We start from the raw sequence: 12,848 nt of genomic DNA, 5'->3' as shown, positions 1-12,848 counted from the left end.
TTCTTTCTTTTATTCAAATTTCTTTTTTTTAATTTGTTGCCCTGCCAACTGATCTGTATCGTTATAGCTAACTTCCATGTTTTAAAAACAGAATAACGATCACAATGGTACGTCGCACAATATCAGCGCTGAGCAAGGTCGCTCTGGGTTACTGCCTGCTAGGGTTTGTAATTTTACCTGCTTTTTTACATCTGGCCATTCAGCTTACAGCTCCGCGTTTTTTACAGGAACCGCTGCGCATTGGCGGCATCCTTTTTAATCCGGTGACTCTTAAACTGGATATTCAGACACTCTCTCTGGGTGCTCGAAAGGGACATCCATTGTTCGGATTCAGCAACCTGACGGTTGATCTTTCATGGCAATCGCTCAGGGAAGGAAAGGTTATTCTCGATTTTGTGGATATAGACTCTCCACAGGTTGATATTGAATTGTTGGACGACGGTAGCCTTAATATCACTAAGATTCTAAAGCCGGTTAACAAGTCCGTTGATCAATCTGATGAGGCGTCAGCTGAATCTTCATCGAGTGATAATCCTTTAGGTATTCTTATACATACCGTCTCCCTCGATAGTGGTGCGATTAATTTTACTGATTACGCCAACGCGGGTGATGAAGCCGTTTCCTTTAAGTTGTCTTCGTTTTCTATTAAAGGCGATCAGTTAAGCTGGCCTAAAGGTCAGGGAACGGTTGAACTTGATACCCGGATCAACGATGAAAGTCACTTGTCTGTTAAAGCTGATCTTGAAAGTCAGAACTCAGTAAGTGCTTCAGTAAGCCTTGATCGTTTTTCGCTTACGAATATTCAGCCTTATTTAACCCCATATTTGTACACATCTTTTGATGGTGGTGAATTCTCATCAGATGTTGATTTAATCTGGGATAGAGAGCAAGGTCTGACGGCAAAGGGCAGTACAACACTGTCCAAACTTGATGTTTCGGACAGCCGAACCGAGGATAGAGTTGCTGGATGGCAAGAGCTTGCTATTGAAGGCTTCGACTTTTCACAACAACAATCCTCTTTGGCTATTAAACAGATCACTCTCCTTCAGCTTTTTACCAAAATTGAGTTGGGAGAGCAGTTGAGTCTCAACTTGGCTGAACTGGTAAAACCTTCCGAATCACCTTCTGAAGCGAAGACCAAGGAAAGTTCAGCGCCGGCTTTCACTGTTAATATTGATAGCTTTAAGCTTAAAGACGGCACACTGGATTTTGCTGATCGTTCTTTCAAGCCGGGTTTTGCAGCACCGGTAACCGGACTTAGTGGCGAAGTGCGTAACTTCGACAGTAGTTCACCGAAAAGTATGTCTATTGCACTGAATGGTCGCATTCACAAGTATTCGCCAGTAAATATCACGGCTGAACTTGTGCCGCTGACACCTCTGGCAGAAACGCAGATACAGCTTTCTTTTAAAGATGTAGAGCTGCCCAACCTTACACCTTATTCAGGGCGCTTTGCTGGCTACACCATTGAAAAAGGGCGTATGGATCTTGATCTGGACTATGAGATTAACAATAAGCAGTTGAATGCCAGCAATCGTATTCTGTTAAAAGAACTGGTGCTTGGTGACAAGGTTTCAGGAGAAAATACCACAAGCCTGCCTTTGAAACTGGCCATTGCTTTGCTGAAAGACAGTGAAGGGCGTATATCGGTTGATCTGCCAGTGTCCGGTGATCTGGATAATCCACAGTTTGCTCTGGGACCAGTTATTCGCACAGCAATTACCAACTTCCTGATCAACATTGTTTCTGCTCCGTTTAATTTACTGGCGTCGCTGGTGTCGGGTGATGCCGATGAAATGTCGTCTATTCAATTTGTTCCGGGTTCATCTGCCCCGAACAAAGATCAGGAAGCTACTCTTGCCTCTCTTGCAACTGCTCTGTCTGAAAGACCACAGCTGGAGCTGGAAGTGCAGGGCGCTGCCTTGCGCAGTATTGATGCTCCGGTGATTGCTAAACAGCAATTGTTGGAAGAGCTGAGTTTAAGGTACAGAAAGCAGGCGGGTCTGGCTGATGTTGCAGGCAAGCCTGAAAAGGTTTTAATTCCCGATGAAGAGGCTGTTTCCTTATTAATGGCAATGGTTCAGGAGCGCAGCCTTAAAGCAGGGGCTCAAACCAAAGCAGCACTGACCGATACGCTGATTGAAAACTGGCAGGTTGAAGATGCTGCACTGCGCAGTCTGGCTGTTGAGCGAGCCCGAACTCTGAAAGACAAGTTGGTTGAGAAAGGGCTTAAAGCGCCACGTATTTATATTCTGGCCAGTGATCTGTCACCAAAGGTGGAAGATGGAGAAGTCGTGACTTCTCTGACACTGTCTGCTGATTGACTTCTCATTTCAAATGAAGGGCTGTGGTTTAAACGTGTGATCTGAATACGCGACCACAGCCTCTATCGTAATAACTCTTATGTCTGTAACAATAGAGACGTAGCATACTGACTTTGCCTGATTTGATTGTCACCGAGAGGTTTTGAATGTATCCAGTTGTAGTGTCTGACCTGGACGGTACTCTGCTGAACAGTCAGCATAAGATTGCCAGTCGTACCAAGGAAGTAATCCGTCGTTTAAGCGAGCAGGGCATCAAGTTTGTCTTTGCGACCGGACGACACTATGAGGATGTTAAAACCTTCCGTTCACAGGTGGGTATCGATATGTATACCATCACCTCAAATGGTGTACGGGTTTACAATCCCGCTGGTGAAGTAATTATTCGTCATGATCTTGAGGCCGCTCAAAGCCGCGATATTATTAAGCTTGCGCGCAAGTATGATGACAAGGTGATTCTCAATGCCTATACCGAAGATCATTGGTATGTAGAGCGGGAATGCAAAGAGCTGCTGGCGTTCAGTGAAGATTCCGGTTTTACCTATAGCATTGAAAACCTGGACGACATTCCCCACGGAGAGATCATCAAACTGTTTTTCTGCTCCGAGAAGCATGAAGACATGATAGAGCTGGAACAGGAAATTAAAGCTGTTTACGGCGATACAGTAGCTACGGCTTTCTCATTGCCAACCTGTCTGGAAGTTATGCCTGCAGGTGTTAACAAAGGCTATGCCCTGAACGAAGTTCTGGCGTTGAAAAAGCACACACTGGCAGAAACTATCGCTTTTGGTGATGGTATGAATGATGTGGAAATGCTGAACTCAGTGGGCAAGGCGTTGATTATGGAAAATGGTCAGCAGAAACTGAAAGACCTGCTGCCGAATGCAGAGGTGATTGGCCATCATAATGATGATGCTGTAGCGGAATATCTGGATCAGCAATACAGTAACTAAGTTATCTAAACTGTTTTATCAACACAAAAAATAACCGGGTCATATGACCCGGTTCGTGTATCTGGTGATAGCTGACTTACAACCAGCCGCCCAGATCTTTCCAGCGATTGACGATAGAGCAGAACAGTTCAGCTGTTTTCTCTGTGTCATAGCGGGCAGAGTGTGCTTCACCCTTATCAAAATCAATAGCTGCTGCTTCACAGGCTCTGGCCAGAACGGTTTGGCCGTAAGCCAGACCGGAGAGACTCGCCGTATCAAAGCAGGAGAACGGGTGGAACGGATTGCGTTTGATGTCGCAGCGTTCAACCGCAGCGTTCACGAAGTTCAGGTCAAAGGCAGCATTATGGCCGACCAGAACGGCACGACTGCAACCCTGTTTTTTCACTTCCTTGCGAACCACTTTGAAGATGCTATTCATAGCCTGCTCTTCTTCATTGGCGATTCTCAATGGGTGAAAAGGATCAACACCAATAAATTCGATAGCCGCCTGTTCAATATTGGCGCCTTCAAAAGGCTTGATATGGAAGGATTGAGGCTTGCCCGGATGAACATAACCACTCTCGTCCATCTCGATCACTACGGCTGCAATTTCCAGCAGGGCGTCAGTGGCCGCATTAAAACCACCGGTTTCAACATCGACTACAACAGGTAAAAAGCCGCGAAAGCGGTTGGCCATCAAGTGGCTGTCATCGACCACGGAGTCTCCTTAATTACAGGAATAAGGAGCAACCCTGAAATTGATCCCTGTTTTTAAATAGGGACGTTATTTCAGGGCTACACCCAAGACATTAATAGTTCAATCCTGCAGACGCCAGTTCAGCGTTTCACCTGCACGAAGAGGTTTTACCTGATTGTCTCCCAAAGGGATAGACTCAGGCAATTGCCACTCATCCTTACGGAGAGTGATTGTTTCGGTGTTTCTGGGTAAATCGTAAAAGTCCGGGCCAAAATGACTGGCAAAACCTTCCAGTTTGTCCAGCGCGTCAACGCTTTCAAAAGCCTCGGCGTAAAGCTCCAGCGCTGCCGGAGCAGTATAACAGCCGGCACAGCCGCAAGCGGTTTCTTTGGCATCAACCACGTGGGGCGCAGAGTCTGTGCCCAGAAAGAACTTTGGACTGCCACTGGTAGCCGCTTTCAGCAGCGCCTGCTGATGAGTATTGCGCTTCAGAATTGGCAGACAATAAAAGTGTGGGCGAATACCACCTACTAGCATGTCGTTGCGGTTATAGAGCAGGTGGTGAGCTGTAATTGTAGCGGCCACATTGTTACCGCAGGACTCTACAAACTCTACAGCGTTTGCCGTAGTGATGTGTTCCATCACGATTTTAAGGCTAGGGAAATCAACAACCAGATCTTTCAGGTAGCGATCAATAAATACCCGCTCACGGTCAAAAATATCAATATCGCTGTCAGTGACTTCACCGTGCACTAATAGTGGCAAACCTTGTTCGGCCATTGCTTTTAGAGCAGGGTAAACCTTTTTCAGATTGGTAACACCGGAGTCTGAATTGGTTGTTGCGCCAGCCGGGTAGAGTTTGAGTGCTTTTACATCACCACGTTGCTTGGCTTCAATCACCATTTCCGGTGTGGTGTTGTCGGTCAGATACAGAGTCATCAGTGGCTCAAAAACCTTTCCTGCAGGAACCTGCTGTTCGATGCGATGGCGATAGTCTGCAGCATCGTCAGCGGTCAGAACCGGAGGTCTGAGGTTGGGCATAATTACAGCTCTGGCGAAGTTTCTGGCAGCGGAAGCAACCGTTTCGCTGAGTGCACCTTCGTCACGCAGGTGAATATGCCAGTCATCAGGCCGGGTAAGTGTCAGCTTTATTGTCATTGTTGAATGAATTACCTGTTCCGAGCGCAGGCAGACCATGGCAAACGACGTTGTCAGTCTCGGCAAGGTGGATGAGGTTGCCTGAATTCTGACCGAATCCCATGGCTGCAGGGTAAATGTCGACTCATCCTAGCGAAAAAGCCAGATCGTTGGTAGCGAAAAATCCCTGAAAAGAGAATAATGCCTGCAGGCTTTCTGCCATGGAATCATGGTTGATCAGGCGGATTGCATAATTTGAATAATAATGAATTTATATCCTTTTTATCTGAATAAATATTGATTTTAGTTGTGGCTTGTTTGATACTCCGCAGCAGATAAGAATTGGATCGGGAATCGGGAGTGCTCGGTGAAAGAGATTAATAAAGTTGTACTGGCCTACTCTGGAGGCCTTGATACGTCCGTAATCGCTAAGTGGCTGGCGGAAACCTATGACTGTGAGGTGGTGACCTTTACCGCTGATCTGGGTCAGGGTGAAGAAGTTGAGCCGGCGAGAGCCAAGGCTGAAGCGCTGGGTATCAAGGAAATCTATATTGAAGACCTGCGTGAAGAGTTTGTCCGTGACTTTGTCTTTCCGATGTTCCGTGCCAACACTGTTTATGAAGGTGAGTACCTGTTGGGTACCTCTATTGCTCGTCCGCTGATTTCCAAGCGTCTGATCGAGATTGCCAATGAAACTGGCGCTGATGCCATTTCTCATGGTGCGACCGGCAAAGGTAATGACCAGGTGCGTTTTGAGCTGGGTGCTTATGCGCTGAAGCCCGGTGTTCATGTAATCGCACCATGGCGTGAGTGGGATCTGAATTCCCGTGAAAAGCTGATGGCTTACTGTGCAGAGCACGACATCCAGATTGAGAAGAAGAAAGGTAAGTCACCTTACTCCATGGATGCCAACCTGCTGCACATCTCCTACGAAGGCGACATTCTGGAAGATCCGTGGGCAGAAGCTGAAGACGATATGTGGCGCTGGAGTGTTTCTCCAGAGAATGCCCCCGATAAGCCTCTGTATATCGACCTGACTTATAAGAAAGGCGACATTGTTGCTATCGATGGTCAGGAAATGACACCTGCTGAAGTGCTGACTCACTTGAACAAGGTGGGTGGTGATAACGGCATTGGTCGTTTGGATATCGTTGAGAACCGTTACGTGGGCATGAAGTCCCGTGGCTGTTACGAAACACCGGGCGGCACCATTATGCTGAAAGGTCACCGTGCCATTGAGTCCATCACTCTGGATCGTGAAGTTGCGCATCTGAAAGACGAGCTGATGCCACGTTACGCCAAGCTGATCTATAACGGCTACTGGTGGTCTCCTGAGCGTGAAATGCTGCAGAAGATGATCGACGAAAGCCAGGAATGCGTAAATGGTGTGGTTCGGCTGAAGCTGTATAAAGGTAATGTAGTCGTTGTTGGTCGTAAGTCTGAAGACTCACTGTTCGACGAAAACATTGCTACCTTTGAAGACGACGCTGGTGCTTATGATCAGGCAGATGCCGAAGGTTTTATCAAGCTGAACGCTCTGAGACTGAGAATTGCGGCGAATAAAGGTCGTAAACTGGGCTGATTCTTGTTTTTTATTACGAGATGAAAGCTGTGAGCCTTCCTGATGTTCTTTCAGGAAGGCTTTTCTTTTTATTGCTCGTTTTGAATATCAGTCGTTTCGAATAAAGTCAGCCAGCTGAAACATAGGCTGATTCAACATTTCCTTTACTTCTTCACTGGCGTTTACTCGAATAAGAGCTTCATTCATACACTTCAGCCACTGATCCCGATGGGCAGCATTGATAGTGAAAGGTTTGTGAGGTTTGGTCAGGCAGACTGTAGCATGCTTTTGTTGATACAGATTCGGGCCACCGAGCCAGCCGCTGAGATATTCAAAAAGAGCCTGCTGGATTTTATCCAGGTTTCTGGAGTGCATGGCTCTTATTTCACTGGCTTCTTCCAGCTCATCCATTACCTGATAAAAAGTTATCGCTAACTCTTTTACTTTCGTTTCGCCACCCAGAAGCTCATAAGGAGTTTGGTTTCCCATTTTTTACAGCCTTTGCTTTTATTGTTCTGGCTGTGATTCTAACCTGTGCGGGTTAGTTGGGGGAATGCATCAAACATCACCCTGATAAAAATCTTTCTGTGCCCGGGTGACTTTCTTCAGGTAATTACGAGACTCTTGCCGTGGATGCTTTTTGGTTAGCGCCCAGTAAGCTTCATCCGGTTCCATTCGGTTAAGAATCGCCATGGCTTTTTTGCGATTCGGGTGGAAGGTTTTCAAGACATTGCCCGCGCCACCGTTATAGGCTGAGATAATGGCGTAATGGCGAACTTTCGGATTTCTGATGCTCTTAAGGTAACGGGTTTTCAACAGGTGCAGATAAGCCGTTCCGGTATCAATATTGTTATACGGCTTAAAAAGGTAGTGTTTGCTGGGCTTACCGCTTTTTCGTTTAACTAACTTGAAAACATCGCGACCAGCTGTAGAAGGAATAATCTGCATCAAGCCGTAAGCATTAGCATGGCTGACAGCGTAAGGGTTAAAGCTGCTCTCGGTACGCATGATGGCGTAGATCAGGCTTTCCTTAACGCCGTATCGTTTAGACATCTGTCGTACAATGCTGGCGTACTGATACTGTCGCTTGGTCAGGTGGTCCTGAACCAGATTAATATCGACAGAGTAGACCGTTCCACGTTTTGATGAGCGAGTCGCCAGCTGATTGTCGAGCAGATAGTCTGCAAACCGATCTGCCCGCCATTGCCAGCGAATAGCCTTGCCCTGATCGTCCAGAACCTGCCCGTACAACATGGGTTTTTCACCCACCTGAATGGCCTTGTCACTGAACAGATCGACATTATCCGGGTCATAAGGCGTTAGTAGTGTAACGACGATAGCCTGACGAAGATCTTTCTGGTCGAGGGTTTCAATATGAACCTTACCCTGTTCGAAGTTAACGAAAACACGGGTTCGGTAATTGTTGGTGTACTTAACGTATTCCTTGCTGCTGGCGCTTTTTTCATCGCCCCAGTTTACCTTTGCATGCTTGGCCAGCAGCCTGACCAGCGCTTCAAAGGCAATCACATCTTTCTGAACGCTTTTGGCGGTATTGACGACGTTAGCTACGTCAGCAACAGGGCCGCCGATTTCCCGAATAACGACATTGGTTACATGATTAATAGCCGGATTGCTGGAGCAGCTGACCAGTATGGGCAGAAACAGTGTGAGCAGGCAGAGAGAAAACGTTCTATTCAAGCATTACGTCCCTGTAAATGACCGGAGTAAGCGATTTACGCCGGCCTGATCAATAATTTAGCCTTGCAGACCTTTACTGGCACTACTGGCTTGAATCAATTCAATCTTATAACCATCAGGGTCTTCAACAAAAGCGATCTCTGTTGTGCCGCCTTTTACCGGACCCGGTTCACGGGTGATATTACCGCCAGCCGCACGAATAGCATCACAGGTTGCATAAATATCATCGGCACCCAGAGCGATATGACCAAAAGCAGAGCCCTGATCGTATTCGGTTGTACCCCAGTTATAGGTCAGTTCAATTACCGCCTGTTCGGATTCGTCGGCATAGCCAACAAAAGCGAGGGTGTATTTGTACTCTTCGTTGTCGTGCTTGCGAAGCAGTTTCATGCCCAGCACTTCGGTATAAAAGGTAATGGAGCGGTCCATATCACCGACACGCAGCATGGTATGAAGAAATCTCACAGAAAGACTCCTGAAGGTTAGTGGAGGGTGGAGAATTGAGAGTAAAGTGAGTCTAGCGGATTTGGTTGGTGCTGAACATAAGGGGATAAGCGTTATGCTTTAGTCTCTCTATGTGTGTAGATGTGTGTGTAGACACAGGTAATCAAATGTCTGGCTATCATTTCCCCAGCGTAGGCGGGGAAATGATATATGAACAGTTAAAGACCTTTAACAGGTTTTCCATCCACCTTGCCCTGATCAAATTTAATCAGGTAATCGGAATCATTTTCTTTCTGCAGGAACTGAACAAGGATGTAATCCCAGTCTTTGGCAAACCATATCCAGGTTTGTCGGTCATCATCGTCACGAACAATTTTGACTTTGATTGTTTTGAGCTTACCTGTCCTGGTACTCAGTATTTCCTCACCTTCGATGATGAACTTTCTTTCGTAAACTTCATCGTCGTCTACTACCGGATAAGCAAGGTCGGTTTTTTTACCGGCTTTCAGATCCAGCCTTAGCTGCAGCTGGTAGGAGAGAGGATCCTGAGAGCCCTGTTTGAACTTAACGGTGCTTGTCTCATCTTTTTGCTGCCAGACAGATTCCAGCTTCTTCCAGTTGAAGTTAGCTGTTTTAGCGGGCTTACCACCGATGCCTGAGCGCTTGTAAACGTACTGAACCGGTTGCACCTTACCGTCTTTCAGAGTCAGCTTACTGGTCTCATCAATGTTGATTGACGCAATGACAATAGAGACTTCAGCACCAAACTTCAGTACCCATTGCTGGCGATCCTTCTCAAGGCTTCTTGAACCTGAGCCACTGATACCGGAAACCTCTGCTTTATAATCCGCAAAAAAGGGTTTCAGCTCAGGTTGTTTGGCATGCGCCATAGCGCTGAGCCCAAGAATGCAGCTTGTAACAATAGTTGTAGCAATGGCTGTCAGAGGTCTGGTTGCTTTCATCAATCTTCCAGGTGCTGTTCGCTGATCTGAACTCCCTGTGAGTCCAGAGGCTGTTGATCCAGCAGGATTGTCTGCCCGTTCTGAGTAATTCGACCGCTGACAATCCAGTCTATAGCCTCAGGGTAGACTTTTTGTTCCATGACTTTAACTCTTTCCTCAAGGCTCTCAGCTGTATCGGTCTCTTTGATGACAGTTGAAGCCTGAAGAATAACGGCACCGCTATCGAGTTCTTCCGTCACGAAATGGACCGAAGCGCCATGCTTCTCGTCACCAGCACTTAGAGCTGACTGGTAAGTGTTTAAACCTTTATGTTTTGGCAGCAGGGACGGGTGAATATTGATCAGTCGCCCCTGATAATGGCTGACAAATCCAGAACTTAGAATGCGCATATAACCGGCCAAAACCACCAGAGCAGGGTTGTATTGGTCTATCTGTTCGATAAGAGCCTGATCAAAACTGCTTCTGTCCTGAAACTGTTTATGATCCAGAGCAAGGGCTTCAATGTCTGCTTTTTCGGCACGTTGAAGGCCAAAGGCATCTGGGCGATTAGTGATGGCGGCAACGGTCTGGTATTGATACTTCGACTGCTGATCCAGAATAGATTGCAGAGTGCTGCCATTGCCGGAGAACAGAACAACAATACGGTTATTATCAGTCATGGGTTTGGCTTGTTTTTATAGTGGTGAATTATAGTGTTGAGGATTCCGGAAGCCATGACTAATGAATATAACCATGGCCACCGGATGAACATCAATTAACGATAGACAACCTGGTCGCCTTCACCGGCTTCCATATGGCCAATGATGAAGGCTTCTTCACCCAGTTCATTGAGTCGGGCTACTGCCTGTTCTGCCTGTTCTTTTGCTACGCAAACTACCATGCCAACGCCGCAGTTGAAGGTCAGGTACATTTCAGATTGAGCAATGTTGCCGCCCTTCTGCAGGAAGCGGAATACTTCCGGAATGTCCCAGCTCTGTGTATCAATAACGGCTCTGCAGCCTTCAGGAATAACCCTTGGCAGGTTTTCGGTCAGGCCACCGCCGGTGATGTGTGCCAGAGCGTGCAGAGGCATTTCCTTCTGCAGCTGCAGCAGAGACTTCACATAAATGCGGGTCGGTGCCAGCAGAGCTTCAGACAGAGGCTTGCCATCAACTTCCTGACTCAGGTCTGCTTCAGAGACTTCCAGAACCTTGCGTACCAATGAATAACCATTGGAGTGAGGGCCGCTGGACTTCAGTCCGATCAGTACGTCGCCGTCAGAGACCTTGCTGCCGTCAATAATGTCGGATTTTTCCACGATACCGACACAGAAGCCTGCAAGATCATAATCTTCACCCTGGTACAATCCAGGCATTTCAGCGGTTTCACCACCGGTCAGGGCGCAGCCGGAGAGTTCACAGCCTTTGCCAATACCGGTCACCACCTGCTCCGCAATATCGACGTTCAGCTTGCCTGTTGCGTAATAGTCGAGGAAGAAGAGAGGTTCGGCACCGCAGACCAGAAGGTCGTTGACGCACATGGCGACCAGATCGATACCGATGGTATCGTGCTTGTTCAGGTCCATGGCCAGTTTTAATTTTGTGCCTACGCCGTCTGTGCCGGAAACTAGTACAGGCTCTTTATAGCCTGCAGGAATCTGACAGAGGGCTCCAAAGCCGCCCAGGCCACCCATGACTTCTGGTCGTGAGGTGGCTTTAGCTACATGCTTGATTCGATCAACCAGGGCGTTGCCAGCCTGAATATCAACACCAGCATCTTTATAGCTCAGGGATGGGGAAGCAGTTACTTCGCGGTCGCTATTACTCATTGAGGTGTATCCGCACCATGGATTTTATTGTGGATGGATCGGGGCGCATTCTATCTTAAATAATCACATATTGCCCATAGAGAGCTACGGTAGAGTGAATTAACTGCATTCAGCCCTAACAATCAGGTCAACTTGTGGCAGAATGAAAGGCTGATAAAGTGTTGAAACAGTCATAGCGAAAACTGACACAGCGAATTATATGAACAAAGCCGTTGCTCTAGGTTATCCCCGATATCTGTTAAATCTGGCCGCCATCGTATCGGTTGCCATGCTGTTGATGGTCACGACTCCAGCTCTGGCAGCAAAGGTCGCCGACCTTTATCAGGTGTCAGTACCTGTTACCAGCCAGAATCAGAAAGCAAGGGATGAGGCCTTAGGTAGGGCGCTTTCAGAAATTATTGTGAAAGTGACCGGCCGCAAAGAAGCCCTGGCTCTGCCCGAGATCGAAAGTGCCTTGAGAGAAGCTCAGAAATTTGTACAGAGTTTCAGTTATGATCGCGATAGCAGTCAGTCACCGTCTCAACTGGAACTAAAAGCCCGTTTTGATCCCCGGGCTGTCAATCAACTGCTTCGTGATAATGATCAGGCGATCTGGGATGCCAATCGGCCGGATACTCTGGTCTGGATTGCGGTAGAAAAAAATCGTAAAAGAACCATTGAAAAAGACAATCCGGACTCCGAGTGGACTAATGCCCTCAAATTCACCATGTCCGAGCGGTCGTTGCCCGTAACCTTCCCTCTGCTTGATTTCGAAGATGAGACCACGATTTCCACCATTGATGTCTGGGGACTGTTTGCTGACCGTATAAAACAGGCTTCCAGTCGATACGGTTCAGAATCCATTCTGGCAGGTCGGCTGAGACAAACGGGTGATCGTTATAATGGCCGCTTGATTCTGCTTTTTAAGAATCACAAGGTGGATGCTGAAATTACCGACCTTTCTCCGGAAGAATTGTCTATCGCTGTAGCAAACCTTGTAGGCACAACGCTTTCAGAACATTATGGTGTGAAGTCCGGTTTGATTGATGCATCACCAAAACTGGTTGTCGAGAATGTCCAGTCAACAAAGGACTATGCAGGTGTCGTTCAATATCTGAGTGATCTTACTGCGGTTAGAGATGTTACGGTGACTCGCATTAAAGGTAGCCGTATTGAACTGGAACTGAAAATTGATGGTACTGTTGACCAGCTGAAGGACTTTATTGGACTGGGGCGTAAACTGCAACCCAGTGAAGAGTTGCCTTCAGGTCTGGCTTTAAACTATTTCTGGCAGGGAAACTAGAACGCTC

Annotated in this window: 12 protein-coding genes; 4 read left to right on the top strand and 8 right to left on the bottom strand. The window is 47.3% G+C overall.

From position 1 onward, the window contains the following. Window positions 1-104 precede the first annotated feature (104 nt). Together EOPP23_RS20495 and EOPP23_RS20490 are read left to right on the top strand one after the other, a co-directional pair. Window positions 105-2,324, top strand: coding sequence for a DUF748 domain-containing protein (locus EOPP23_RS20495; protein WP_153767841.1), 2,220 nt, complete (start codon window positions 105-107; stop codon window positions 2,322-2,324). A gap of 146 nt (window positions 2,325-2,470) precedes the next feature. Beyond that, window positions 2,471-3,274: a Cof-type HAD-IIB family hydrolase gene (locus EOPP23_RS20490; RefSeq protein WP_153767840.1), complete on the top strand. Its 804-nt coding sequence runs from the start codon at window positions 2,471-2,473 to the stop codon at window positions 3,272-3,274. Between the two features lie 76 nt (window positions 3,275-3,350). Here EOPP23_RS20490 and rnt read toward each other — a convergent pair whose 3' ends face one another. Both rnt and pyrC read right to left on the bottom strand, forming a co-directional pair. Then, a complete protein-coding gene (gene rnt / locus EOPP23_RS20485; RefSeq protein WP_153767927.1) occupies window positions 3,351-3,950 on the bottom strand; it encodes a ribonuclease T in 600 nt (199 codons plus the stop codon). Window positions 3,951-4,070: 120 nt separating this feature from the next. After that, on the bottom strand, window positions 4,071-5,108 hold the full coding sequence (pyrC, locus tag EOPP23_RS20480; RefSeq protein ID WP_153767926.1) for a dihydroorotase: 1,038 nt from the start codon (window positions 5,106-5,108) through the stop codon (window positions 4,071-4,073). A gap of 346 nt (window positions 5,109-5,454) precedes the next feature. Here pyrC and EOPP23_RS20475 point away from each other — a divergent pair, with 346 nt between their 5' ends. Beyond that, the gene (locus EOPP23_RS20475; protein ID WP_370514842.1) at window positions 5,455-6,669 is read left to right on the top strand and encodes an argininosuccinate synthase; all 1,215 of its coding nucleotides are present in this window, start codon (window positions 5,455-5,457) and stop codon (window positions 6,667-6,669) included. A gap of 87 nt (window positions 6,670-6,756) precedes the next feature. Here EOPP23_RS20475 and EOPP23_RS20470 read toward each other — a convergent pair whose 3' ends face one another. The 6 genes from EOPP23_RS20470 to purM form a co-directional block, all read right to left on the bottom strand. Beyond that, window positions 6,757-7,137, bottom strand: a complete 381-nt coding sequence (locus EOPP23_RS20470; protein WP_153767839.1) for a group II truncated hemoglobin — start codon at window positions 7,135-7,137, stop codon at window positions 6,757-6,759. 69 nt (window positions 7,138-7,206) lie between these two features. Then, window positions 7,207-8,346, bottom strand: a complete 1,140-nt coding sequence (gene mltC, locus EOPP23_RS20465) for a membrane-bound lytic murein transglycosylase MltC (protein WP_153767838.1) — start codon at window positions 8,344-8,346, stop codon at window positions 7,207-7,209. 57 nt (window positions 8,347-8,403) lie between these two features. After that, on the bottom strand, window positions 8,404-8,811 hold the full coding sequence (gene gloA, locus EOPP23_RS20460) for a lactoylglutathione lyase (protein ID WP_370514841.1): 408 nt from the start codon (window positions 8,809-8,811) through the stop codon (window positions 8,404-8,406). Between the two features lie 197 nt (window positions 8,812-9,008). Beyond that, on the bottom strand, window positions 9,009-9,752 hold the full coding sequence (locus tag EOPP23_RS20455; protein ID WP_153767837.1) for a DUF3108 domain-containing protein: 744 nt from the start codon (window positions 9,750-9,752) through the stop codon (window positions 9,009-9,011). Then, complete coding sequence (purN, locus tag EOPP23_RS20450) at window positions 9,752-10,411, bottom strand: phosphoribosylglycinamide formyltransferase (protein ID WP_153767836.1); 660 nt, start codon at window positions 10,409-10,411, stop codon at window positions 9,752-9,754. The genes EOPP23_RS20455 and purN overlap by 1 nt, the downstream gene beginning before the upstream one ends. A 95-nt stretch (window positions 10,412-10,506) precedes the next feature. Then, window positions 10,507-11,559: a phosphoribosylformylglycinamidine cyclo-ligase gene (gene purM / locus EOPP23_RS20445; protein WP_153767835.1), complete on the bottom strand. Its 1,053-nt coding sequence runs from the start codon at window positions 11,557-11,559 to the stop codon at window positions 10,507-10,509. 199 nt (window positions 11,560-11,758) lie between these two features. Here purM and EOPP23_RS20440 point away from each other — a divergent pair, with 199 nt between their 5' ends. Next, window positions 11,759-12,841 carry a DUF2066 domain-containing protein gene (locus EOPP23_RS20440; RefSeq protein ID WP_153767834.1) on the top strand — a complete coding sequence of 361 codons (1,083 nt, stop codon included), beginning with the start codon at window positions 11,759-11,761 and terminating at the stop codon, window positions 12,839-12,841. The last annotated feature ends 7 nt before the right edge of the window (window positions 12,842-12,848 follow it).

It is taken from the genome of Endozoicomonas sp. OPT23 (assembly GCF_009653635.1).
Classification (GTDB): Bacteria; Pseudomonadota; Gammaproteobacteria; order Pseudomonadales; family Endozoicomonadaceae; genus Endozoicomonas_A.
This window is presented reverse-complemented; position numbering and strand designations above follow the sequence as displayed.

Excerpts from the sequence above, each read along its gene's own strand:
- EOPP23_RS20495 (WP_153767841.1), top strand. The coding sequence starts at position 105 with ATGGTACGTCGCACAATATCAGCGCTGAGCAAGGTCGCTCTGGGTTAC.
- EOPP23_RS20490 (WP_153767840.1), top strand. The coding sequence starts at position 2,471 with ATGTATCCAGTTGTAGTGTCTGACCTGGACGGTACTCTGCTGAACAGT.
- pyrC (WP_153767926.1), bottom strand. The coding sequence starts at position 5,108 with ATGACAATAAAGCTGACACTTACCCGGCCTGATGACTGGCATATTCAC.
- purN (WP_153767836.1), bottom strand. The coding sequence starts at position 10,411 with ATGACTGATAATAACCGTATTGTTGTTCTGTTCTCCGGCAATGGCAGC.
- EOPP23_RS20455 (WP_153767837.1), bottom strand. The coding sequence starts at position 9,752 with ATGAAAGCAACCAGACCTCTGACAGCCATTGCTACAACTATTGTTACA.
- purM (WP_153767835.1), bottom strand. The coding sequence starts at position 11,559 with ATGAGTAATAGCGACCGCGAAGTAACTGCTTCCCCATCCCTGAGCTAT.
- EOPP23_RS20470 (WP_153767839.1), bottom strand. The coding sequence starts at position 7,137 with ATGGGAAACCAAACTCCTTATGAGCTTCTGGGTGGCGAAACGAAAGTA.
- EOPP23_RS20440 (WP_153767834.1), top strand. The coding sequence starts at position 11,759 with ATGAACAAAGCCGTTGCTCTAGGTTATCCCCGATATCTGTTAAATCTG.
- rnt (WP_153767927.1), bottom strand. The coding sequence starts at position 3,950 with ATGGCCAACCGCTTTCGCGGCTTTTTACCTGTTGTAGTCGATGTTGAA.